The sequence below is a fragment of the Methylocystis sp. genome (assembly GCF_021731785.1).
Taxonomy (GTDB): Bacteria; Pseudomonadota; Alphaproteobacteria; order Rhizobiales; family Beijerinckiaceae; genus Methylocystis.
The window spans coordinates 1-22,082 of sequence record NZ_JAKFWS010000044.1 but is presented as its reverse complement, the minus strand read 5'-3'; the positions used below and the strand labels follow the sequence as shown (position 1 = coordinate 22,082).

Here is a 22,082-nt window from a genome sequence, read left to right as displayed (position 1 = left end):
TTGATTTCCTTGTCGCGCGTTCGATGCGGCGTCGCCTTGACGGTTTGATGACAACGGGACTGTGGCTGGAATGGAATCGATCGAGCAAGATCTGATCGCCGCCTTCCGCCAGAGCTTCCAGCGCGCGCCGCGCCTGTTTCGGGCGCCCGGCCGCATCAACCTCATTGGCGAACATACCGACTACAATGACGGCTTCGTCATGCCCGCGGCGCTCAACCTCTCGATCTGGGCTGCGATCGCCCCGCGGCCCGATCGGCGCCTGCGCCTACGCTCGCTGATCATGGACGACATCGTCGAATTCGATCTCGACGATCCGGCGGCGCAGCCGCGCGGCGACTGGAGCGACTATATCCGCGGCGTCGCGATTTTTCTTGAGCAGGCCGGCTACAGGCTGAGCGGCGCCGATCTCGTCTTTGACGGCAATCTCCCGATCGGCGCCGGACTCTCCGCCTCCGCGGCGTTCGAAGTCTCGGCGGGCTTTGCGCTCTTGACGATCTCCGGCGCAGAGATCGACAGAGTCGAACTCGCCAAGATTTGTCAGCGCGCCGAGAATCAATTCGTTGGCGTCCGCTGCGGAATTATGGATCAATACATATCATGCTGCGCCGTCGCAGGGAGCGCGCTGCTGCTTGACTGCCGCAGCCTGACGGCGCGGAAAGTTACGATCGACCCGCAAGCGCGTCTTGTCCTTTGCGACACTATGGTGCGCCACCAGCTCGCAGCCGATGAATATAACGCGCGTCGCGAGGACTGCGAGCGCGCGGTCGCGGCGCTGTCGACACGGATCGCGGGCATATCGGCGTTGCGGGACGTGACGTTCGACCAATTGATGCGATACGTCGACTCGATGCCCGAGCTTGTGTTTCGCCGCGCGCGCCATGTCGTCGGCGAGATCGATCGAACCCTGCGCGCCGCCGCGGCGCTCGATGCGGGAGACCTTGAGGAATGCGGCCGTCTGATGAATCTCTCGCATGACAGCCTGCGTGACGACTATCAGGTGAGCTGCGCCGAACTCGACCTCATGGTCGATATCGCGCGCAGCTTTCCGGGAGTCTATGGCGCGCGGATGATGGGCGGCGGCTTCGGCGGCTGCACCATCAATCTCGTCGACGGAACGCGGGCTGAAGCTTTCGCGCAGGCCATGGCCGAGAGATATCGAACGGCGACGGGCGTGACCCCGCCGATCCTCGCCTGCGTCCCCGGTCCCGGCGCGGGTCCGGCCGGTCTGATAGGAGCGGCGCATGTCTCTGCTCGATAGCGCCTCGCATCGCCGGCTCAATCAGCTCACCGGCGAGTGGGTTCTGGTGTCGCCGCATCGCACGAGCCGGCCCTGGCAAGGACAGCTCGAGAAAGTGCGCGACGCGGATCGACCCCGATACGATCCGTCCTGTTATCTTTGTCCCGGCAACGAACGGGCCAATGGCGAACGAAATCCTCCCTATAAAGGCGTTTTCGCCTTCGACAACGACTTTGCCGCGCTCACCCTTCACGCGTCGGCGCAGGTTGTCGCTCATGACGGACTGCTTGTCGCGCAAAGCGAACCCGGCCGATGCCGCGTGCTGTGTTTTTCGGAGCGTCATGATCTGACCCTGCCGCGCATGAGCGTCGAGGAAATCGTTCCGGTCATCGAGGCATGGCGCGACGAAACCATGCGGCTCGGCGCTGACGACATGATCAACTATGTGCAGATTTTCGAAAATCGCGGCGCGGCGATGGGCGCGAGCAATCCGCATCCCCATTGTCAAATCTGGGCGACGCACAGCATGCCCAACGAAGCCGTCAAGGAATCGAAGCGGCAAAGCGCCTATCTGGAACGTAACGGCTCCTGTCTTCTCTGCGACTATCTGGCGCTCGAAGAAAAGCTCGAGGCGCGCATCGTTTGCCGCAACGAACGTTTCGTTGCGCTTGTTCCGTTCTGGGCGATCTGGCCGTTCGAAACCATGGTGCTGCCAACACGGCATGTCGGCGCTTTCGACGAACTCGCCGCCGAGGAGGTAAGCGCGCTTGCCGACATCCTCCGGCGCCTGACCATTCGCTACGACAATCTGTTCGAGACCGACTTTCCCTATTCGATGGGGTTTCACCAGCGTCCCACCGACGGCGCGCACCACCCCGGCTGGCATTTTCATGCGCATTTCTATCCGCCGCTCTTGCGTTCGGCGAGCGTGCGGAAGTTCATGGTGGGATTCGAACTGCTTGGCGAACCCCAGCGCGACATCACGCCGGAAGCGGCGGCGGCGCGTCTTCGCGAGGATTCCGAAATCCATCATCTCGATCGGGCTGCCCGGGAGGGTCGCGATTGATCGTCGCCGCGCCGGTGCTCATATAGCGCAGTGGGTTTGCGAGGAGCCGTTCGCGGGAGGACCGGCGAAGTGAGAAAAGCCGCGATCACCGCCGAAGCGGCGGCAGCGCTCGTTGTCGATGGCGCGAGGGTGATGATCGGCGGTTTTTTGGGCGTCGGCTCGCCTGATCGGCTGATCGACGCGCTCATCTCGCGAGGCGCGCGCGGACTGACCATCATCGGCAACGACACCGCCTATCCGACCGTCGGCGTCGGCAGGCTGATCGAGGCGGGGTGCGTCGCGCGCGTCGAAGCGTCGCACATCGGCACAAATCCGACGACGCAGCGATTGATGAGCGACGGCGCCATCGAAGTTGAGCTCATTCCGCAAGGCACGCTCGCCGAACGCATCCGCGCCGGCGGCGCCGGCCTCGGCGGCGTTTTGACGCCGACCGGCGTCGGCACGATGGTCGCGCAGGGCAAGCAGGTCATCGAGATCGACGGCGCGACTTTTCTCCTCGAAAAGCCGATGCGCGCGGACTTCGCACTGCTGCGCGCGCATGAAGCCGATTATTGCGGCAATCTGACCTATCGGCTGACCGCGGCGAATTTCAATCCGGTCATGGCGCTCGCCGCCGATTGCGTCATTGCCGAACCAGATGAAATCGTGCCTGCCGGAGTCATTCCGCCTGACGCGGTGCGCACGCCCGGCGTGCTTGTCACCCACCTTGTCGGCAGGGCGCGCTGATGGACGCGAAGGAAACCATCGCACGGCGCGTCGCCATGGAGCTGCGCGACGGCATGCTGGTCAATCTCGGGATCGGCCTGCCGACGCTCGTGGCGCGCTTCGTGCCGATGGGAATTTCGGTCGCTTTTCAGACCGAGAACGGGCTCATCGGCTTCAGCGCGCCGCCGCCAGAGGGAATGGCGAATCGCGATCTCGTCGACGCGGGCGGCGGGTTCATCGCGGCGCTGCCAGGCGCCGCCAGCTTCGACAGCGCGACGAGCTTTGCGTTGATCAGAGGCGGCCACGTCGGCTTGGCCGTGCTCGGCGCGCTGCAGGTCGACGCCTCGGGGCGTCTCGCCAGCTGGATAATCCCCGGAAAGTTCACGCCGGGCATGGGCGGCGCCATGGATCTCGTCGCCGGGGCCAAGCGCGTCATCGTCGCCATGCAGCACGCCGCGAAGGGTGAGCCGAAGCTCGTCGAAACGCTTACGTTGCCGCCAACGGCGGCGCGGCGGGTCAGCCTGATCGTGACCGAGCTTGCGGTGATCGAACCGACAGATGACGGGCTTGCCCTGCGCGAACGCGCGCCGGGCGTCAGCGTATCGGATATTTTGGCCAGTACCGGCGCAAGGCTCATCGTGCCGGACGACGCACCCGAAATGCCTCTCGGTTGCGATTAGGCCCGGCGCGGGCGCCGGCCCTTGATATCGGCCACGTTCGCGACAGGTATCGGGCTGGCCGCGCTGTTGAACCGGAGCGGTCAGGCGTTAACGGCACAGAGTCGATCGATGAGAAAGCTGATTGTTTTTCTTGCGGCCTTCATTGGCCTCGCCGCGCTCAATCCTGCGGCGGCGCGAACCGCCGTGGACAAGCAGCGCGCGGCCTGCGAGCGCGATTCCCACAAATTCTGCGCGGCGGAAGAGCCTAATGCGATCGCGGTGGAAAGATGTCTGCGCGCGCATGTGAGCCAGCTTTCGAAGGCATGCAAACGCCAGTTCATGCAGAAGGGCCGCTGATCCGGCGCTTCGCTTCGCGCGCCGCGGCGATCTGCCGGCGCGCGACTTGTTGCGGCGCGTTCCCGGCCTGACTACAGTGCCGGTCGATGAATACGCTCGCAAAACGCGCCAACGCGCTCGGCGCGTTGTTCGCCTTCAGCGCTCTGGCCTTATTCGCCTGCGCCGCATCTGCGCGCGCCGAGTCCTGCGGATCGTCAGCTTCGGGCTTCGGTGAATGGCTTGAGGGCGTCAAGCGGGAGGCTCGGGCGAACGGTCTCTCACAGCGCACGCTCGACGCAGCGTTAGCGGATATATCCTATGACCATGCGGTGATCGGCCGCGATCGGGGACAGCGGATTTTTCGCCAAAGCTTCGAGAAATTCTCGAGCCGCCTGGTGACGCCCGGCCGCTTGAGCAAGGCTCGTGCGCAGCTCCAGCGCCACGCCGCGCTGTTGCGGCAGATCGAGTCGCGCTATGGCGTGCCAAGCTCGGTGCTGGTGGCGATCTGGGGGTTGGAGACCGGCTTTGGCGCCGACAATGGGCGCTTTAAGACGCTACAGGCGCTGGCGACGCTCGCTTATGATTGCCGGCGCGCCGCGCAATTCAAGGACGAGCTGAACAACGCGCTGACGATCGTCGAGCGCGGCGATATGTCTCCCGCCCAGATGCGCGGCGACTGGGCCGGGGAAATCGGTCAGACCCAGTTCATGCCATCGTCCTATCTCAAATATGGCGTCGATTTCGACGGCGACGGCAGGCGAGATCTCATCCGTTCGACGGCGGACGCGCTGGCTTCGACAGCGAATTTCCTCAAAGGCAAAGGTTGGCGCACGGGCGCCGGCTGGGCGGAAGGCGAGCCCAATTTCGAGGTCTTCCTCGAGTGGAATAAGGCGCGCGTTTACGCCAAGACCATCGCGTTGATGGCGACGAAGCTCGACAGCGGGCAGTAGCGCCGGATTGGAAATCAACCGCAACCGATCAATAGACGCGGCGTCTTGAAATTCACGGCGCAAAGGAGCTTGCGAGCTCGGCGTCGATAGCGTCAACCAACACAATCTCCTGGCAAAAGCCGTTGTCCCCTTTTACCCGCGCTCCCGCGGGCGAGGGTTCGATGCAAGGGCAGTCATGCGGCAGGCCGAGCGCGCGCAGACATAACGACAGGCCGAACAGATGCGATGGAATGATGCCGTCAAGACCTTTTCGAAGCGGCGCCAGACTCATCGCCTCCCGGGCCGAAAACCAGCGGCCTTCTTCCGCCGATGACGGCTCGCGCGCAACCGTGCACAAAAACAGGAGGCTCAAAATGTCGGAACGGCGGCTGCAGACGGGATAGATCGACGCCACATGCCGGCAGCTTTCCAGCTTGCCCCCACACAACTCGCGCTGCAACACGCGGCGTATGCCGCCGATTAGATAATCGCCACATCGGTCGACGCTGCCCGTGTAATGCCACATGCCATTGAACGGATCGGCTTCGTCGACCGCGCGCAGGGTAAGCCAAAAAAACGCCTCGCCGTCGACGAGCTTGTGAACGATGACTTCGGGGGAGCAGGACGGACGAAGGCGGATCAGCGCGTTGAAAATTCGTTCGGGAAAAACGCCGCCGTGGGCGTCGCGATAGCGCTGCAGCCATTGCAGGGCGGCCTCGCAGGTTGCGAGCGCGTTTTCCTCGTCGTCGAACAGGCGATGTCCTCCGCCGGGCCTATCGTGACTGCTCATATTCCCCATAGCGGCGCGCGTTTTCGGCGAACCAATGGTACGTCGCGCGCAATCCCGCGCAAAGATCGGTTTCCGCCGTGAAGCCCAAATCCCTTGTCTGCCTTGTCGTATCGGCTACCCAGCGCGGCGAGTCCCATCGCTGGCGTTCGACGGCGCCCCATTCGAGGGGGAGCGGTCGTCCGTGAATTTCCTCCACGATGTTCGCGACTTCGCGGATGGTGCGCTCGACGCCCGTGCCCAGGTTGAAGACCGTCTCGTCGCCCGGAACAGGCCGCCGCATGCAATGCTCGACGGCGCGCACGACGTCGTCGACGAAAATGAAATCGCGGCTCACATCTGGAGACGATAGACTCATCCGCCTTCCCTGCAGCGCCGACAACATCAGGCGGGGGACCAGCCGGCGCCCTTGCTCCCACGGACCATAGACGGAAAAAAGGCGCAAGGTCACCAGCGGCAGCCCTTTGAAGCGCGCCGCGTAAGTTCCATAGAGCGTCTGCGCCAGCTTGGCGATGTCGTGCATGCGCGTTGGGTTGGGAAGCGACGACTCGCTCATCGGCTCAGTCTGGTAGCCATATTCCGACGAACTGCCCGCATTGATGAAAAGCTCGCAACCGGCACAAGCCGAGGCGAGATTGACGAGCGGCTGCACCGTATGCAGCAGAATCTCGCCTTCGTCGGTTTCTTGGGGAAGCGCGGCATGCGACGCAAAATGCAGCACGACCTCTGGGCGAGCAATCGCCGCCGCTTGCCGGGTCGCCTCCGCGTCGACAAGATCGACATGATGCACGCGCATATTGTTCGCGATCTCAGCGATGCGCCACAGACTTTTCCGAGGATCTGATTCGCGCTTCGGCGTTCGGGCGATCACATGGACGTCATGTCCAAGCTCGATCATCCTTCGGGTCAGGCTGGCGCCGATAAAGCCCGCGGCGCCGCTGATCAGAATGCGACGCGGGTCAGACGCCGGCATATTCGTGTTCGCGGCAGAACGCCACGTAGCGGGCGAAGCCGTCGTCGAGGAAGGTGCGCGGCTCATAACCGAGCATACGGCGCGCTTTGTTGACGTCGAGGGCTCCCCGCAGGGTGCGCTTCACCGGGTCGCGCGTCTCGCAGTTGATCACCCGCAAGTCCGGAAAATGGATGCGGGCGATGTCGGCGAGATCGCGCAGGGTGCGCGCTGTGCCGCTCGTGATGTTGAAGGTCTCGTTGGCGGCCGCGGGATGCGTTGCGGCGAGATGGAAGCCCGCGACGGTGTCTTCCACCCAGGTGAAGTCGAGAAGCTGGGCGCCGCCGTCAAAGAGCCGGATCTCGCGGCCGTGCATGCCGCTCTCGACGAAGCGTTGAACGATGCGCATATTCGTGTCGGTCGGGCCGTAGACCGAGCAGGGGCGCACAATCGCATATTCGAGCCCGAACATTTCGTGGTAGGCGCGCACATAGATCTCGCCACATAATTTCGATGCGCCATACACTTCCAGCGGGACCGTCGGATGATCCTCCGCCGCGGGAAAGTGGACGAAGTCGCCATAGGTCATGCTCGATGACGCATAGACAAAGCGCTTGACGCCGCAAAGGCGCGCCGCGTTCAGGACATTGGTGGTCCCGGTTTGATTGATCGCGAGCGCGTCCTCGAGATACCGCTGTGAGGCGTCGGCGATCGAGATCGCCGCCAGATGGATCACAATATCAGGATTGGCCTCCCGCATGGCGCGCGTCAGGAATTCCGGATGGCAGATGCTGCCCTCGATCAGCTTGAATTGCGCGCCGCCGTTGTTTTCTTCCTCCGCTTGGCGCGCGCGTCGCAGCCGGTATTCCAGGCGTCGCGGATAATCGGCGCGTTCGTGCGGATGCACGAAGGAGCGCAGGGAATCATAGGCGACGACGTCCCAACCGCTACGGATGAACGTCACCGCGAGCAACGAACCGATGAAACCAGCTCCGCCTGTGATGAAAACCTTCTGCTTCATTCGTCGACCTTACTTTCCAGGACTCTCCTGACGACGCTGTCTGGCGTCAAGCCGCACTGCTCCCGATAAAACGCCTGCGAGCCGGATACATGCGCGAATCGATCCGGAACGCCAATCCGGTGGACTGCGCAACGTGTCGGGATGCTCGCGACAACCTCACTCACCGCGCCGCCAAGACCGCCCAGCACCGAATGCTCTTCAATGGTGAAAATCGCCCGGCAGGTTTCGCTCAGCCGTTTGATACACAATTCGTCAAGCGGCTTCACGGTATGCATGCTGACGACGGTCGGCCTGATTCCATGCGCCGATTCCAGTATGCGCGCGGCGTCGACCGCCGTGGACAGCATATTGCTCGTCGCCACAAGCGCGATCTCGCCGCCGCCCTGGAGGACGATCGCGCGACCGATTTGAAAATCGTCGCGCGTCTCGGGTCCATGAACGACAGGCTCGCCTCGCTTGGCGAGCCGCATATAGGCCGGCCCGTTATGCGCGGACAAGGCGCTGACGGCGCGACGCACTTCCCAAGGATCGCCGGGACAGATCACGCACATGCCCGGCAGGGAGCGGCTGACGGCGATGTCCTCTATCGCGTGATGCGTAGCCCCCATGTCGCCGTAGCTGTATCCGGCGCCCAATCCGACGATGGTCACGGGCAGATCGTGGTAGCAGATGTCGATGCGGATCTGCTCCAAGGCGCGAAAAATGACGAATGGAATGAACGAATAGACGAACGGCCTCATGCCTTCGCGCGCGAGGCCCGCGGCGGTTCCGAGCATGTTCGCCTCCGCCACCCCGCAATTGATGAACCGCTCGGGGAATTCGGCCTGGAAGGACTCGAAGACCGTGTAGCCGATCGCCGGTCAGCAGGATCACGGCCTGATTTGCCCGCGCCTGGCGCGTCAGCTCCTCGACGAAGGCCGTCCTCATGACATCAGCTCGACGCGCGCCGTCTCGACCTCGTCAGCCGTCGGCGTCTGATAATGCCATTTCAGCTGATCCTCCATGAAGCTTACGCCCTTGCCTTTGATCGTATGCGCGATCAGCGCGCTCGGCCGACCAAGCTCGAAGGGCGCCGCGGCGAGCGCTTCGACAAGGGCGCCCATGTCGTGACCGTCGACGGTCCTGGTCGCCCAGCCGGCGGCCCGCCATTTGGCGTCAAGCGGCGCGAGGCCGAGCACTTCATCGACGCGTCCGTAATTCTGGATCTTGTTGTGGTCGACGATGCACACCATCGAAGAGAGCCGGTGATGGGCGGCGAACATCGCCGCCTCCCATGTCGAGCCTTCCTGACAATCTCCTTCAGAGAGGATCGTAAAGACGCGGTAAGGTAGACGTCGCATCCTTCCCGCCAGGGCAAGGCCGTTCGCGACGCTGAGGCCATGGCCGAGCGAGCCGGTCGAAAATTCGACCCCAGGGATTCCGAACGTATTGGTGTGGGCGATGAAGGGCGATCCGTCCTTCAGATAGTCCCGGAGTTTTTCCTGCGGAAAATAGCCGTATTCGGCAAGCACGGCGTAAAGCGCGGCGGCCGCATGGCCCTTGCTGAGAATTATTCTGTCGCGGCCGCTGGGATCGTCCCGCCTTATCACGCCGCCATAGAGCGCGACCAGAATGTCCATGACCGACAGGCAGGAGCCCACATGGCAACTGCGAGCGTCGGCGATCATCCGCGTCACCTCGAAGCGCAGGCGATTGGCGGCGCGTTGCAGTTCCGTCGGATCAATCGCGGGATGACTCATGCCGCGCCGGTTGTCGTTTCGGAAACGCCGGGAAGCGACGCCGTCGGGCCGAGAAAGAAAACCTTGAAATGCTCTATGACGGGATTGTCGGCCTCGTCGGTGTTTTCGCAACCAGCGTGAATGGCGCCGACGGGGCTCGCGACAATGTCGAGATTGCAGCGGACCGGCTGCTTGCGCTCATTCTCGCCCGGGCATGAGAGATGAATGACGCCGGCCTCGTCGAGCGTCCATTGACACGTCCACGTCTTCCCGGGATCGAACATGTAACGCTCGGTCACCGTGCCGTCGCCGTTGAAGCGGACGAGATAGCCGCCGCACAGCTCTCCCAATTTGAGCATGTACGAGCCCACGATCTCGTCGCGGGCGAAGGGACGCTTAGTCTTCAGCCAGGCGGAATAGGCGGGGTCGGTTGAACTTTGCGGCTTCTGGCCGGTCTCGAGCTCGCACAACCTCAGAAGTCTGTTGACGTCCCCCATTTGGTCCTCTGTTCTCTTGTGAAGAAAGCCTATGCGCGCCGCGTGAATTCGGCCGCTTTTTCGTGGGCCGGCCGCGGCTCGCGTAGTTTCAGCGTCGTTACAGACGCGACCGCGGCGGAAAGTTGCTCGAACCGGTCGGGACTGCGCCAATTGAACCAGTGGGCATAGCCGTCAAGACTCGCGTAGGGCGGGCGTGCATGGTCGCGATCTTGCGGGCATTCGCGATAGGATTCGCGCGCGGACGGTCGCCAGCCCAGCAAATCAAACACCGGTTTCTGGGTCGCATAGGCCTCGGCCATCGATTCCTTGCACCGCATCGCAGCTTCATCCAGCTCCACGTGCCGCATGCCTTCGGAGCGAGCGGGAAAAGCCGCCAGCCGGAGCCCATTCGCAACATCGGCGTCGGGTGCATAGCATGGATACTCAAATATGGGGACCTCCCAACCAGCGCGACGACAACTTTCAGCGACAACGAAGCTCGTTGCGTCGTGGTCCGCGTGGCCGCCTTCAAACGCAGGGCCCATCACGATTCCTGGTTTGATTCCGTCGATCAGCCGATGCAGCGCCGCGCATGCTTCCTCCAGCGCGCCGACGAGTCCGCCGTCGGGAAATCGCAAGAGATGACGACGCTCGACGCCCGCAAGGTCCATGGCGCGGCCGATTTCGTCTTCACGGGTTCGATCCAGTCCGTCGTAACCGCCCGACGTCATCCACGCCGCATGGACGATCAGGCCTGCGCGCACAAGCAAGGACAATGTCCCTCCGACAAAGACGTCATCGTCAGGGTGAGGAAATACGAAAAGGATTATCCCTGAGTCCTTCCCGGCTCGTCTTGTGAGGCCAAGGAAGTCGATCACGTCGCGTCGTCCAGATATGCGGTTTTGTAAAAGTCGGGGCCATGCGCGGGCGCGCGCGTCTCGACCTCATGGACCGGCAAAGGCGGCGCCACGCCGGAAATAAAATGCTCGCGGATGGTCATCAGCGTAGCGACCGCCTGTTCCGGCGTCAGGCTCCAGTCGACTTTTCACGCGGCGATTGGCATGCATCCCGACGATTACGATTTCAAAGTGTTGCGGCTCACCACGGAAATCTCCCGTCAGGTGTTTCCGATCACGCTCGATCTCGATCATCCGCGGTTCAAGCCGGGTCTCGACCGGCTCGTTGAGATCGAGCGCAAAATCGCGGAGGCGAAGAAACAGAAGGGTATTGTCGCGCGACTCAAACAGGCGACTCTCGCCGTTGCGGCGGCTGCGACCTTCGCGCGCCTCTATGTTCTGCCGGCAAAATGCAACGCGTTGCCAGCGCAAATTCGTCTTGCGCCGGTGTGGTGAGGGAACGCCGCATGTTCGACTACGCCGCGCCCATTCTCGCTACGCTCCTGCTCTGGTGGGGCAGCACGGGCGCCATTCTCTATCTCGACGGTCTTTCTCGCCGCACTTACGCATGGAGCATGGCGGGCGCAACGGCGCTTTTTACGCTAGCGCTGTGGGGAATCGTCGCGACGAGCGGCAAGACCACGGCCGCTTCGGCCTATTGCGCCTTTCTTTGCGGACTCACCGCCTGGGCGTGGCAGCTCGTGAGTTATTATATGGGCTTCGTCACCGGCCCGCGCAAAACCGCCTGTCCGCCGCATCTGCGCGGCTGGCGGCGTTTTGTCGAGGCGGTGCGCACAAGCCTTTACCACGAGATCGCGATCATCCTGTGCGCAATCGTGCTCGTTGCGCTAACGCGCGATCAGCCAAATCAGCTCGGCGGGTGGACCTTTTTCATTCTGTGGTGGATGCATACGAGCGCCAAACTCAACCTTTATTTCGGCGCGCCTAACTTGAGTGAAGAGCTGTTGCCGGAACATCTGCGCTTTCTTGCGACGTTCATGACCCGTCGTCCGATGAATCTTTTCTTTCCGCTTTCGGTCACCGCCTCGACCATCGTCACCGTGCTGATCGCCCAGAAGGCGCTCGCCGCGACGACGGATTTTGAACTCGTCGGATCAACGATTCTCGCGACGCTCATGGCGCTTGCCGTCGCCGAGCATTGGTTTCTCGTCGCGCCGCTCCACGCCAATGCGCTCTGGTCATGGGGCGTCAAGGAAATTCGTCCGACCGACGAAGAGAACACAAGCGACTCGCTTCGGGTCATCGCGATTGAGGCGGCGCTGCCCCGCTCGCAGGTCAACCAAATTTAGGCGTCACGCAGAATGGCGCGCGAAGGGAAATTACGCCGATGGAGACTCAAATGAATCCGATGGCCATGACCTATGATCAGCATTTTCAATCGGCGATTGCGCGGTTGAAGATGGAGAACCGCTACAGAATTTTCGCCAATCTCGAACGCGATGCGGTCCGCTTTCCCGCTGCGCTTTGGCGGCCGGAAGGCGAAGAGCATGCGCCGCGCGAAGTCACGATCTGGTGCTCGAACGACTATTTGGGCATGGGCGGCCATCGCGCCGTGATTGAGGCCGCCCGTGACGCGCTGGAGCGCCATGGCGCGGGGGCAGGCGGCACGCGCAACATCTCCGGCACTCACAACCCGATCGTCGAGCTCGAAACGGAGCTCGCCGATCTCCACGACAAGCTCGCCGCGCTTGTCTTCACCTCAGGCTGGATCTCTAATCTCGCCGGCATTTCGACTATCGCGTCGCTGCTGCCGAATTGCCTCATCCTCTCCGATGCGCTCAATCACAATTCAATGATCGAGGGCGTGCGGCGCTCCGGATGCGAGAAGCAGCTTTGGCGCCACAACGACGTCGCGCACCTTGAGGAATTGCTGCAAGCCGCCGGCAAAAAACGGGCCAAACTTATCGTTTTCGAGAGCCTCTATTCCATGGACGGCGACATTGCGCCGGTCGCCGACATCGTCGCGCTCGCGGAAAAATACAATGCGCTCACCTATGTCGACGAGGTGCATGCGGTCGGCATGTATGGCGCGCGCGGCGGCGGCATCTGCCAGCGAGAAGGCGTCGAAAGCCGCATCGACATCATCGAGGGCACGCTCGCCAAAGGCTTCGGCGCGCTTGGCGGCTATATCGCCGCGAGTCCGGCGATCGTCGATGCGGTGCGCAGCTATGCGCCGCAGTTCATCTTCACCACGACGTTGCCGCCGATGGTTGCGGCCTGCGCCCGCGCCGCTGTCCGTCATCTCAAACATTCCGGCGAAGAGCGAACCCGTCACCAGCACATGGCGATGCTGACGAAGCACGCCCTGCGCGCAGCCGGCCTGCCGGTGATGGACAACAATTCCCATATCGTGCCGGTGATGGTCGGCGATGCGAAGCGCTGCAAGGAGGCGAGCGATCTGCTGCTTCGACGCCACTCGATCTATATTCAGCCGATCAACTATCCGACGGTGGCGCTCGGCACCGAGCGCCTGCGGATCACGCCGACGCCGCGTCACGACGAGGCGCATGTCGCTGAACTCGTCGAAGCGCTGGTCGATGTCTGGTCGTCATTACGACTGCCCTTCGCCGAGGCTAAAGTCATACCGCTTCGCCCGTGTCAAAAGACGGCTGCTGAAGCGCATTGCACCTATCCGCAAATGAAACAGGCAGCAGAATGATAGGACAACGGCGTCCGTTTCCAGAACGACGACGCCAAGAAGCGGAAGCTACCGCTGCATTCAAATGCGTTGTTCTTGGGTCGCGCCGCACAAGTAGGAGACGCGCCAGCGCCGTTGGCGACGCCCTCCATCTGGCCGCGCTCAGGCACTACGAGAATTCAGTAAGGCGTTTGGGGGAAGCGTTCGGACGTGGCCCTGCCCCCGATAATGCGGAGGCGGCGGAGAAAATCCGAGAGCTGGGCGCGAAAGTCACGATAAAACCGTCGGAAGATGGGGTGAAAATCGAACTTCAAGGAAGCTCGCGGTCTGACGGGCGCCCCCAATCTCTATCCGCGTCGGGGGGATCGGTGGTAGCGGAGGAGCGCTACCACCTTTCCCCACAACGCCCAATCATACGCTATTGTCTCCGGGCGTGCGCTTGATTTTCCGGGCGAGTCAGATCGAGCTAGGCCATTCGCTGTTTCTGGCATAGGACCGCCATCTGCCGGTCGTGGATTGGGGCGATTTCCGCGTTCGCCTTGATCGTCAGGATCGCGTACGCCTCAGGTCTACGCGCTTGATACGTGTACACGAATACGCTATTTGTGTGTCACGTGGAGGCGCTCAATGACGATAGCGGATAAGGCTAAGCCCAAGGTCAAGACGAAGGCGCGGCGAGTGATCAAGGAAGGTATCACTCTCCAAGCGTTGGTCGATCGCCTTGGCGACCGAGCCGCCAGGGAATTCTTCAATCGGATCGACGGCACCCTTCGCGAGGGAACAGTGATCGTCGGCACCAGTGTACGCGATGCCCGTGTCGGCTTCGGTAAGGCGATGACCAGTAGCGCCAAGGTGGTCGTTCCGGGGCGTACGAGTGGCCGTAGGCGGAGTTCGGTCGATCCGTCCGAAGGATTTGTCATCATGAAGATCGACGATCTTGAGGCCGTCGTGCGCGCGGGTCAGGACGAGTTCGACTGGGGGCAGGCGTTCGCGCCGCGCGCCGGGCTCGAAGCCGCGACCACTACGCCGGTGCTCAAGCGCGGGTCCCGCGGTCGGCGTCACCTGCAGGTCTGATGTGTACCTGCTCGACACGCAACAGGTGATGGATCTGTTCAGTCGCGATGTGGCGAGACCCGTCTTCCAATGGCTCGAGGAGACCAGGCCCGGAAAAAGCGATCTTTTCGTGAGCGTCATCAGCCTGGGGCAGATCGCTCACGCCATCGAGGACATGGGTGTCACTCAGCGCAATCACTGGCGCCGTCTTTACCAGGAAGGACGTCGGGACTTCGAGCAGTCGGGTGGCGTCATCGATGTCGACGCCGCGATTGTGGACGTTTGGCAAGCCGGTCTTCGCGGCGATCGCCTGATTGATGTTCCCGATGCGGACGAGGAACTCGGGGAGGATGATCGTCTGATCTTCGCAACGGCGATCGCCCGCGGCTATGCGCTCGTTACGAGCGGGTCGCGGCAACTCCAGGACATCGCGGAGCGGACCACGCTCAGCATGATCGAGATATGAACAGCCGAAAACTCGATCCCGGCGAACTTCCCGGAGAGGAGCGACGCGGGCGGCGCGAGCGACACCTTCTCGCCCTAACCGGCGGCGGTTACCGCGGGCTCTTTTCAGCCGAGATACTGGCCGCGGCCGAAGCGGACGGCGGCGTCCCGCTCGGCAAGCGCTTCGACATGATAGCCGGCACGTCCGTGGGTGGGATTCTCGCGATCGGGCTTGCCAGCGGCGTGCCGGCGCGCGATCTCGTGGCGTTCATGCGCGAGCATGGACCGGCGATCTTTCAACCGAGCCCGCTGTCATTCGCAGGCTTCTCCAAATCCCGCTATGGAAATGGTGGCCTGCAGCGCGCGATCGAGGCAGTCCTCGGAAAGCCCCGCGCGCAAAGGGCTTTTGCCGACATTCCCGTCCCGCTCGTGGTCTCCGCGGTGCAGGAAGGTACTGGCACACCGTATCTCTTCCGATCCAGCGCTGCGGCGACCGGAAAGGGAGACGAGGTCTCGACCCTCGATGTCGCGCTCGCAACCTCGGCGGCGCCGACCTATTTTCCCCCGCACCGGATCGGTGACCGGGTCTATGTCGACGGTGGTCTTGTGGCCAATGCCCCGGATCTGGTCGTTCTAACCGAGGCAGCGCGGCAATTCGGCTGCCGCCTCGAGGAATGCCATCTGCTCAGCATCGGAACGGCTGGGTCGCCACGGGCCGGCACCGTCGACGGCGCGCCTGGAAAGATCGGCTGGCTCGCCCGGCACGCCATCATTGACCTCATTATGACGGCGCAGGAGGCACTGGCGATCAATCAGGTTCGGTGTTTGCGTCCTGGCACGTTTCTTCGGATCGATGCCAAGCCGGCCCAACGGATCGAATTGGACGACACGAGCACCGTCGCGACGAAAACGATCATTGAGCTCGCGCAGAAGGCCATCGAGAACACCCGGCAGACGCAGGCCGCGGAGTGGCGGCGGTTTCTGGCGTACTTGGCCTGAACAATCGACCAGCGGTGGAGATCGTGCGGCTGTGGGAGGCTTCCCCCAGAGAAGGGCTGGCCGAGGCCGAGAATTCATGGGGGCTGATTTTTGGGTACTGAGATCACATTAGATGTTGGCGGCGTATCCCTCACCTATAGCAAGAATTTCCGTGGGATTGATCACGGCTCATTGTTCCAGGAACAGGATCGCAAGCGTGTTCGTGGGAAGCAGATCGACTATGATTATTTTGAGGAAACGGGAGAAAGTCCAGTGGCCATGGAGATGGCTCTCTCGCGTCCGTTGAAGGATGTCGTTCCCAGGCTCCAGTTGCTCGGCTTCTCGCTTGAACGGGTGAAGCGGGAATATGAGCGCACGGCAGAGGCATGGCGCGAGGAGCGGCGGTCTTTGGCCGACGATGAGCAAGAGCCCTTGCTGGACCTAATGAGCTTCGACGAATTTCGCCAGTTCGTGACACGGCATCCGCTCCGTAGTTTAGACGAAACGTTCGTCTCGGGTACTGGTAAAGCAAACGAGGCAAGTGTTCGCGGACGCTTCAACAACGAGGGGATCACCGCTCGACTCCCTCGCTATTCGCCTTTCGATTTCCAGGCATACTCGGAGCGAAGCTATTTTGGCGAGCTTGTGAACATCATGCATCCATACTCGATTATGCGCTTGCTAGCGGAATGCAAGGCGAACGAGGACGACGAGGTTATCTGCCACTATGGACCGCTGGTGGATGCAGGCTGGGCGAACGAAAGTGATTTCGTGCCGAACGCGCGGCGAACCGAGACCTTCCTGGTCGCCACTGAGGGGAGTTCGGACGCGCATATCCTTAAGCACGCATTTGGATTGCTTCGACCAGAGATCGCGGATTTCTTCCGGTTCATCGACGTTAGCGAAAGCCATCCATTTCCGGGCACCGGCAACCTGCTCAAGTTTGCCGAAGGGCTCGCGAAAATCGACGTGCACAATCAGGTTGTCTTCCTGTTCGACAATGACGCGGAGGGCTTTGATGCCCATCGGCGGCTCTCCAACCGCCTCCTGCCGGTCAACATGCGTGCCATCATGCTGCCTGAACTGGATCGGTTTCGCGCCTTTCGGGCGCGTGGACCTGAGGGGGTAAGCGAAACGGACATCAATCGACGGGCGGCGGCAATTGAATGCTATCTGGACCTCGACGCCGGAGGATTTCCCCCCGCGCAGGTGCTTTGGACCAATTACAAGAGGGAAGTGAAGGCCTATCAAGGCTCCTTGGAGCACAAGGAGTCCTACATCAAAGAATTCTTGAGGCAGACACCCGATACGCTGTCGGCAGGGTCTTACGACGCGAGCAAGATCAACACAGCGCTCGACGCCCTCGTATCCGAGTGCAGTTCCATCGCAGCAGCCACGCGGAACCCTACCGCGTAGATCGGTTCGATTCGCGTGATGGCGGTTCCAGTGAGTGGAGATACCCGAACGAAAATTGCAACGGATTGCAAGGCTAATGTTAAAAATTTCTCGTTCCACCGAGCATATCATTACACCAATCACCATACCAAACCTGAGCCGTGACGATGCTATTCTTTGAAAATGAATGGAGGTTCGAGAGCCCCGGTAGCATTGAGCGAGACGTGGAAGCTGGCTTCCTCGATCTGATCAATCGCATCTGTGGTCAGGGCAATCGCCAAAACATCTTGGAACATTTCAAATCGCATTTCTCCGCTGCGGCAGGCCGTCCCCACCACGTCAGCAGCAATGCGAGTTGGGCGGCGAGTGATTTGGAAACAGAGATGAGCTACGCCGCCACCAATGCGCCGCTCTTCATTGAAGCTTTTTACAGCGCCTGCGAGGAGCTACAGCAGAGGCCAGACATCGCCCTGCCGGATATCGGCAGGATCAACCGCATTCTTTCCGATCCTGGTGCTGGGTATCAGATCGACCCACCGAATCTTGTCGCTACTCGTGTACACATTCCGATCGCGGTGCCGGAGCAGCCGCCCTCGCTCGACGTGCAGGCCCAAACCCTGATTGATGAAGCCCTTCGAGCCTCTGAGCGCGCTCTTGCTGAAGGAAATGGTCGGCAGGCAGTGCAGGAAGTCGTGTGGCTTCTGGAGACGATCGCCACTGCGTTTCGGAGCCCCGATATTTTCGACGGCAGCATTCAGGGGCGATATTTCAACAAGATCGTCCCTGAGTTGCGTCAGCGAGGGCGCGGGCATCAGGAACAAATTTTCGGGTGGATGATGACGCTGCACGGCTATCTATCTTCGCCGACCGGAGGCGGTGTTCGCCACGGCGTCGATCTGAAAGAGGGGTTGGCGCTTCAACTCCACGAGGCGCGGCTCTATTGCAATCTCATTCGCAGCTATCTGACCTTCCTGATCGCTGAGCATGAGCGGTTGAGCCGAGGCGGGGCTTGACCTCGCGGAGCCTCTCAGGAAGTTGCAACGCGCTGCAGCGAGGGTGCGGGCGTACCTCGCTATCACGCGCTCTTCATCACCTTGTTGAAATCTATGTCGTAGCCCGCCTCGTCCAGCTCCTTCGCAAGCTGCATCTTCCATGCGCCCGCGCTGTCCCATTTGACATAGGCGACGCCCACGTAGTCGGTCGGCATTTCGATATCGTCCTTGAGTAGGGCGCACACTTTGTCCCGACCGAGGCGTCCGACGAAGTATCCCAACTCAAGGATGACGTTCTGACGGGCGCGCGGCTTGTCCTCGGTTGTGTTAGATGTATAGTCCCGGCATCTGGTGGAGCGGATCGAGTATGAATCGATGCGGCTCTTTCGTCCAGAGCTTGCAGATGAACTCATAGGGCGTGAGGCCTTTGAGCGTCTTCAGGCGGCGGGCGAAGTTGTATGCGGTGACGAAGTTGGCAAGATGCGTGCGCAGTTCGGCGTGCGTTTCGTAAAAGTAACGTTTGACGGTCGCCTCTTTGATTGTCCGGTTCATTCGCTCGACCTGACCATTGGTCCAGGGATGCTTGGGTTTGGTCAGTCGATGATCGATATCGGCGCGGGCGCAGGCGAATTCGAAAGCATGTGCACGAAACCGCTTCCCCTCGGCGAGCATTCGTTTGATTTCTACTGGGGTCCAGGTGTCGCCAGCCGGGTCGGTGAAATGAATTCCGTTGTCGGTGAGCACCGTGTGGATTTTGTAGGGAACGGCTTTGATCAGCGCGAACAGGAAGTCTGCGGCGACTTGTGTCGTGGCCCTCTCATGCAGTTCCACAAAAGCGAATTTCGACGTCCGGTCGATCGCCACGAACATGTAGAGCCTCCCTTCGGCCGTTCGCACCTCGGCGAGGTCGATGTGGAAAAAGCCAATCGGATAGGCTTTGAACTTTTGCTTGGCGGAGACCTCACCGTCGATTTTTGGCAGCTGTGAAATGCCGTGCCGCTGAAGACAGCGGTGCAGCGCCGAACGCGTCAGATGCGGGATCGTCGCCTGCAAGGCGTAGAGGCAATCATCGAGCGGCAGCAGCGTGTGACGGCGGAAGGCGACGATAATCGCCTCCTCCTCGATCGTCAGAACTGTCGACCTCGGCTCTTTTGGGCCTGTGCGCTCGTCAGAAACTGAAGTTCGCTTCTTCCATTTGGCGATGGTCTTCTGGTTGACGCCATAGCGCTTGGCGAGGGCTCTCAAGCTCTCTTGACTATGCTGTATCGCTCGACGCACCGCCGCTGTCGTGCGGGCGCTCCCGTGGAGAATTTGGCCCATAGCGCATCCTTCCAGTCGCTGGAGAAGATTGCACCATCAAACCACGGGATCAAACATCTAATAGCGCGGCCCACGTCATCTGGCGTGAGAAGAACCACCGCGAAGCCGACGTTGCCGTGCTTGATAAGCTTCTCGGGGATCGTCATGCCCCCGTTGGCCTTCTCGTGAAGGATCACCGCCTCTGCGATCGAACGCCAGTTCGCTGTTGCCCCGCGTCAGTTTCCACGAATGCGGGCCTTCTTGGATATCGGTATTCATCGATAAAGTCAGAGTTCGGCGCGGTTTTTCGTGACGGGTTGAGCGCTGCGAGAGAGGCTCGTGGCGCCCGTCGCGGAGTCCTGGTCATGAACATCGATGTGTCGAACGCCGCGGCTGAGGCTGGCGGTCCCCGCAATTATGCTGGTTCCTTGGGATTCAAGATCGATCTCTCCCACGGCGATCGCGTCGGCCGCGTTTCATCCGAGTGGTTTTCCCGGCCCGATGACGAACGCTTTCTGTCGTTGCCGGAACTCTATGCTGCTGTTCGCGCACGGGCGGATCGCGCGACGGCTCGAACTGTAATAAGTCGCGCCATCCACGTCGAAGCAAGACGAGATGACGCGGAGCGGCTTGCGCTGATCGTTCCAGGCCGGGAGACCCCCGTCGCTCCCACCCATTGGAGCTTCGGGCAGATCTGTAGTCTGGTGGGCGCGCCGTCGAGTTATTTGCGTGATCTGCCGGCCCCGCTCGCCGCCGTCAACCTCCAACATGGTCTGCTGTCGCACCGGGCCGAGTTGATCAAGACTCTCGAGGCCGAGGACGGCAGGATCGAACTTCGTGCAGTAACGGGGCCGGACTACGGCCGAATCTGGGACCATGAGCTCGTCGCCGCCGTGATGAACATCGCGGGAAACGGGACGGGCGACACGCGCTGGAAAGTTCCCGGCGTGCTGGACTGGGCCACCATGACCCACAATCCCTTCGTGGACGTCACCAAAGAGACGACCACCCTTTACGCCAGCGACCGCGATGTTTTCCTTTTCCTCGTCGACGATACGCATCCGATCGAGGCGGGGCGCCTGCCGAATGGCGACCCTGATTTGTACTTTCGGGGATTTTACTGCTGGAACAGCGAGGTTGGCTCGAAAACGCTCGGCATTGCCTCCTTCTATCTTCGCGCCGTTTGCATGAACCGCAATCTCTGGGGCGTCGAAGGTTTCGAGGAGATCAGCATCCGACACAGCAAATTTGCAGCGCAGCGCTTCGCCCATGAGGCGGCGCCGGCCCTCACGAACTTCGCCCGCTCCTCGCCGGCGCCCTTTATCGCTGGTGTCAAGGCGGCGCGCGAGCGAATCGTCGCCCGCAAGGACGAGGAGCGGGAGGCGTTTCTGCGCAAGCGCGGCTTCAGCAAAGCCGAAACCGCGAAAGTGATCGCGACGGTTCTGAATGAAGAAGGCCGGCCGCCGGAGAGCATCTTCGACTTCGTGCAGGGCATCACCGCAGTCGCCCGCGCCAAGCCGCATCAGGATGCGCGCCTGGAACTCGAGGGCAAGGCCAAAGCGTTGTTGGAGCGCGCCGTCTGATCATCGTGATGCCATGGCGCCGAGACCGCGGTTCTCTGGCGCTGTGTCTTCCTCCTCTCATTTTTCGGCGTCGCCCTCAGAGGCAGAGGGCGGCGCCGTTCTTCGTGACGGGTTGGAGGCGGAAAGAGAGGCTTTCGGCCGCCCGTCGCGGAGTTTATCCCCATGGCCAAGCCGGCTCAGAAGATCCAGTTGAGCGCCTCGCGCGATATTCCCTTCAACAAGCTCGTGTTGTCGCAATCGAACGTGCGGCGCATCAAGGCCGGCGTTTCGATTGAGGAGCTCGCCGAGGACATCGCCCGCCGCACGCTGTGGCAGAGCATCACCGCGCGGCCAGTGCTCGACGAAACCGGCGCCGAGACCGGCATGTTCGAAATCCCCGCTGGCGGAAGGCGCTATCGCGCGCTCGAACTTTTAGTGAAGCAGAAGCGCCTCGCCCGAACGGCGCCGATCCCCTGCGTCGTGCGCACCGAGGGAACGCCCGAGGAGGACAGTCTCGCCGAGAATGTCCAGCGCGCGCCGCTGCATCCGCTCGATCAGTTCCGAGCCTTTCTGGCGCTACGCGAGAAAGGCCAGAGCGTGGACGAGATCGCGGCCGCTTTCTTCGTCAGCGTCGCCATCGTCAAGCAGCGGCTGCGGCTCGCGTCAGTGTCGCCGAAGCTCCTCGACATCTACGCTGAAGACGGCATGACGCTCGATCAGTTGGTGGGCTTCACGGTCAGTCCAGACCATGAGCGGCAGGAGCAGGTATTATGCCGATATCGGCATAAAACTTCTTATGTCGAGCAGGAGATTATGCCGAGCAGAGCCCAAAACGGCCGTCCCACATCGGAGAAACACGTGGACTCGCTCGGCATAATTGCTCTCTCTTCAGTTCATCATGTTCCGTTCCGCGCCTCGGCG

The 22,082-nt window shown here is 61.7% G+C and carries 27 protein-coding genes and 2 pseudogenes; 16 read left to right on the top strand and 13 right to left on the bottom strand.

What is annotated here, in order from left to right:
* The first annotated feature begins 70 nt into the window (after nucleotides 1-70).
* From galK to QZ964_RS09035, 6 genes are all read left to right on the top strand, one after another.
* The gene (galK, locus tag QZ964_RS09060) at nucleotides 71-1,258 is read left to right on the top strand and encodes a galactokinase (protein WP_292531110.1); all 1,188 of its coding nucleotides are present in this window, start codon (nucleotides 71-73) and stop codon (nucleotides 1,256-1,258) included.
* A complete protein-coding gene (locus QZ964_RS09055) occupies nucleotides 1,242-2,303 on the top strand; it encodes a UDP-glucose--hexose-1-phosphate uridylyltransferase (RefSeq protein ID WP_292531108.1) in 1,062 nt (353 codons plus the stop codon). The genes galK and QZ964_RS09055 overlap by 17 nt, the downstream gene beginning before the upstream one ends.
* A 69-nt stretch (nucleotides 2,304-2,372) precedes the next feature.
* Nucleotides 2,373-3,029 (top strand): 3-oxoacid CoA-transferase subunit A, encoded by a 657-nt coding sequence (locus QZ964_RS09050; RefSeq protein WP_292531106.1) that lies wholly within the window; start codon nucleotides 2,373-2,375, stop codon nucleotides 3,027-3,029.
* Entirely contained in the window at nucleotides 3,029-3,688 is a 660-nt protein-coding gene (locus QZ964_RS09045; RefSeq protein ID WP_292531105.1) for a 3-oxoacid CoA-transferase subunit B, read from the top strand. Before QZ964_RS09050 ends, QZ964_RS09045 begins: the two co-directional genes overlap by 1 nt.
* Before the next feature lie 108 nt (nucleotides 3,689-3,796).
* Complete coding sequence (locus tag QZ964_RS09040) at nucleotides 3,797-4,024, top strand: hypothetical protein (protein WP_292531104.1); 228 nt, start codon at nucleotides 3,797-3,799, stop codon at nucleotides 4,022-4,024.
* 86 nt (nucleotides 4,025-4,110) lie between these two features.
* Complete coding sequence (locus QZ964_RS09035) at nucleotides 4,111-4,953, top strand: lytic murein transglycosylase (protein WP_292531103.1); 843 nt, start codon at nucleotides 4,111-4,113, stop codon at nucleotides 4,951-4,953.
* A 52-nt stretch (nucleotides 4,954-5,005) separates the two neighbouring features.
* On the opposite strand, the gene QZ964_RS09030 is transcribed toward QZ964_RS09035, so the two are convergent.
* From QZ964_RS09030 to QZ964_RS08995, 8 genes are all read right to left on the bottom strand, one after another.
* Complete coding sequence (locus QZ964_RS09030) at nucleotides 5,006-5,722, bottom strand: hypothetical protein (protein ID WP_292531102.1); 717 nt, start codon at nucleotides 5,720-5,722, stop codon at nucleotides 5,006-5,008.
* Nucleotides 5,706-6,692, bottom strand: coding sequence for an NAD(P)-dependent oxidoreductase (locus QZ964_RS09025; RefSeq protein WP_292531101.1), 987 nt, complete (start codon nucleotides 6,690-6,692; stop codon nucleotides 5,706-5,708). Before QZ964_RS09025 ends, QZ964_RS09030 begins: the two co-directional genes overlap by 17 nt.
* Entirely contained in the window at nucleotides 6,679-7,689 is a 1,011-nt protein-coding gene (locus QZ964_RS09020) for an NAD(P)-dependent oxidoreductase (RefSeq protein WP_292531100.1), read from the bottom strand. The genes QZ964_RS09025 and QZ964_RS09020 overlap by 14 nt, the downstream gene beginning before the upstream one ends.
* Nucleotides 7,686-8,480: a transketolase family protein gene (locus QZ964_RS09015; RefSeq protein WP_367119251.1), complete on the bottom strand. Its 795-nt coding sequence runs from the start codon at nucleotides 8,478-8,480 to the stop codon at nucleotides 7,686-7,688. Before QZ964_RS09015 ends, QZ964_RS09020 begins: the two co-directional genes overlap by 4 nt.
* Before the next feature lie 132 nt (nucleotides 8,481-8,612).
* The gene (locus QZ964_RS09010) at nucleotides 8,613-9,428 is read right to left on the bottom strand and encodes a transketolase (RefSeq protein ID WP_292531098.1); all 816 of its coding nucleotides are present in this window, start codon (nucleotides 9,426-9,428) and stop codon (nucleotides 8,613-8,615) included.
* A complete protein-coding gene (locus tag QZ964_RS09005; RefSeq protein ID WP_292531097.1) occupies nucleotides 9,425-9,904 on the bottom strand; it encodes a hypothetical protein in 480 nt (159 codons plus the stop codon). The genes QZ964_RS09010 and QZ964_RS09005 overlap by 4 nt, the downstream gene beginning before the upstream one ends.
* A 29-nt stretch (nucleotides 9,905-9,933) precedes the next feature.
* On the bottom strand, nucleotides 9,934-10,761 hold the full coding sequence (locus tag QZ964_RS09000) for a PIG-L family deacetylase (protein ID WP_292531096.1): 828 nt from the start codon (nucleotides 10,759-10,761) through the stop codon (nucleotides 9,934-9,936).
* Nucleotides 10,758-10,883 (bottom strand): hypothetical protein, encoded by a 126-nt coding sequence (locus tag QZ964_RS08995; RefSeq protein ID WP_292531095.1) that lies wholly within the window; start codon nucleotides 10,881-10,883, stop codon nucleotides 10,758-10,760. Before QZ964_RS08995 ends, QZ964_RS09000 begins: the two co-directional genes overlap by 4 nt.
* On the opposite strand from QZ964_RS08995, the gene QZ964_RS08990 reads away from it, so the two are divergent.
* From QZ964_RS08990 to hemA, 3 genes are all read left to right on the top strand, one after another.
* Nucleotides 10,876-11,235 carry a hypothetical protein gene (locus tag QZ964_RS08990; protein WP_292531094.1) on the top strand — a complete coding sequence of 120 codons (360 nt, stop codon included), beginning with the start codon at nucleotides 10,876-10,878 and terminating at the stop codon, nucleotides 11,233-11,235. The two genes, QZ964_RS08995 and QZ964_RS08990, sit on opposite strands and share 8 nt — an antisense overlap.
* Nucleotides 11,236-11,246: 11 nt before the next feature.
* Nucleotides 11,247-12,089 (top strand): putative photosynthetic complex assembly protein PuhE, encoded by an 843-nt coding sequence (puhE, locus tag QZ964_RS08985; RefSeq protein WP_292531093.1) that lies wholly within the window; start codon nucleotides 11,247-11,249, stop codon nucleotides 12,087-12,089.
* Nucleotides 12,090-12,154: 65 nt separating this feature from the next.
* A complete protein-coding gene (hemA, locus tag QZ964_RS08980; protein ID WP_292531168.1) occupies nucleotides 12,155-13,459 on the top strand; it encodes a 5-aminolevulinate synthase in 1,305 nt (434 codons plus the stop codon).
* A 448-nt stretch (nucleotides 13,460-13,907) separates the two neighbouring features.
* Here hemA and QZ964_RS08975 read toward each other — a convergent pair.
* Nucleotides 13,908-14,006 (bottom strand): annotated as a pseudogene (locus tag QZ964_RS08975) (SOS response-associated peptidase); the annotation flags it as partial.
* Between the two features lie 59 nt (nucleotides 14,007-14,065).
* Between QZ964_RS08975 and QZ964_RS08970 the strand changes: the two are divergent.
* From QZ964_RS08970 to QZ964_RS08950, 5 genes are all read left to right on the top strand, one after another.
* Nucleotides 14,066-14,512 (top strand): hypothetical protein, encoded by a 447-nt coding sequence (locus QZ964_RS08970; protein ID WP_292531092.1) that lies wholly within the window; start codon nucleotides 14,066-14,068, stop codon nucleotides 14,510-14,512.
* Between the two features lies 1 nt (nucleotide 14,513).
* Nucleotides 14,514-14,957, top strand: a complete 444-nt coding sequence (locus QZ964_RS08965; protein ID WP_292531091.1) for a PIN domain-containing protein — start codon at nucleotides 14,514-14,516, stop codon at nucleotides 14,955-14,957.
* Nucleotides 14,954-15,934, top strand: a complete 981-nt coding sequence (locus QZ964_RS08960) for a CBASS cGAMP-activated phospholipase (RefSeq protein WP_292531090.1) — start codon at nucleotides 14,954-14,956, stop codon at nucleotides 15,932-15,934. The genes QZ964_RS08965 and QZ964_RS08960 overlap by 4 nt, the downstream gene beginning before the upstream one ends.
* A gap of 90 nt (nucleotides 15,935-16,024) precedes the next feature.
* The gene (locus tag QZ964_RS08955) at nucleotides 16,025-17,329 is read left to right on the top strand and encodes a HEPN/Toprim-associated domain-containing protein (RefSeq protein WP_292531089.1); all 1,305 of its coding nucleotides are present in this window, start codon (nucleotides 16,025-16,027) and stop codon (nucleotides 17,327-17,329) included.
* A gap of 203 nt (nucleotides 17,330-17,532) precedes the next feature.
* On the top strand, nucleotides 17,533-18,321 hold the full coding sequence (locus tag QZ964_RS08950; RefSeq protein ID WP_292531087.1) for a hypothetical protein: 789 nt from the start codon (nucleotides 17,533-17,535) through the stop codon (nucleotides 18,319-18,321).
* A 62-nt stretch (nucleotides 18,322-18,383) separates the two neighbouring features.
* Here QZ964_RS08950 and QZ964_RS08945 read toward each other — a convergent pair whose 3' ends face one another.
* The 4 genes and pseudogenes from QZ964_RS08945 to QZ964_RS08930 all read right to left on the bottom strand — a co-directional run bounded on the left by QZ964_RS08945 (nucleotide 18,384) and on the right by QZ964_RS08930 (nucleotide 19,796).
* Complete coding sequence (locus tag QZ964_RS08945) at nucleotides 18,384-18,515, bottom strand: hypothetical protein (RefSeq protein ID WP_292531170.1); 132 nt, start codon at nucleotides 18,513-18,515, stop codon at nucleotides 18,384-18,386.
* Nucleotides 18,516-18,533: 18 nt separating this feature from the next.
* Nucleotides 18,534-18,713, bottom strand: a pseudogene (locus QZ964_RS08940) (TIR domain-containing protein); the annotation flags it as partial.
* The gene (locus QZ964_RS08935; RefSeq protein WP_292531086.1) at nucleotides 18,628-19,620 is read right to left on the bottom strand and encodes an IS481 family transposase; all 993 of its coding nucleotides are present in this window, start codon (nucleotides 19,618-19,620) and stop codon (nucleotides 18,628-18,630) included. The pseudogene QZ964_RS08940 and the gene QZ964_RS08935, both read right to left, overlap by 86 nt.
* Complete coding sequence (locus QZ964_RS08930) at nucleotides 19,542-19,796, bottom strand: hypothetical protein (RefSeq protein ID WP_292531085.1); 255 nt, start codon at nucleotides 19,794-19,796, stop codon at nucleotides 19,542-19,544. Before QZ964_RS08930 ends, QZ964_RS08935 begins: the two co-directional genes overlap by 79 nt.
* Before the next feature lie 168 nt (nucleotides 19,797-19,964).
* Here QZ964_RS08930 and QZ964_RS08925 point away from each other — a divergent pair, with 168 nt between their 5' ends.
* Entirely contained in the window at nucleotides 19,965-21,182 is a 1,218-nt protein-coding gene (locus QZ964_RS08925) for a DUF932 domain-containing protein (RefSeq protein WP_292531083.1), read from the top strand.
* Between the two features lie 162 nt (nucleotides 21,183-21,344).
* Nucleotides 21,345-22,082: ParB/RepB/Spo0J family partition protein (locus QZ964_RS08920; RefSeq protein WP_292531081.1), on the top strand; the 738-nt coding region annotated here is incomplete at its 3' end.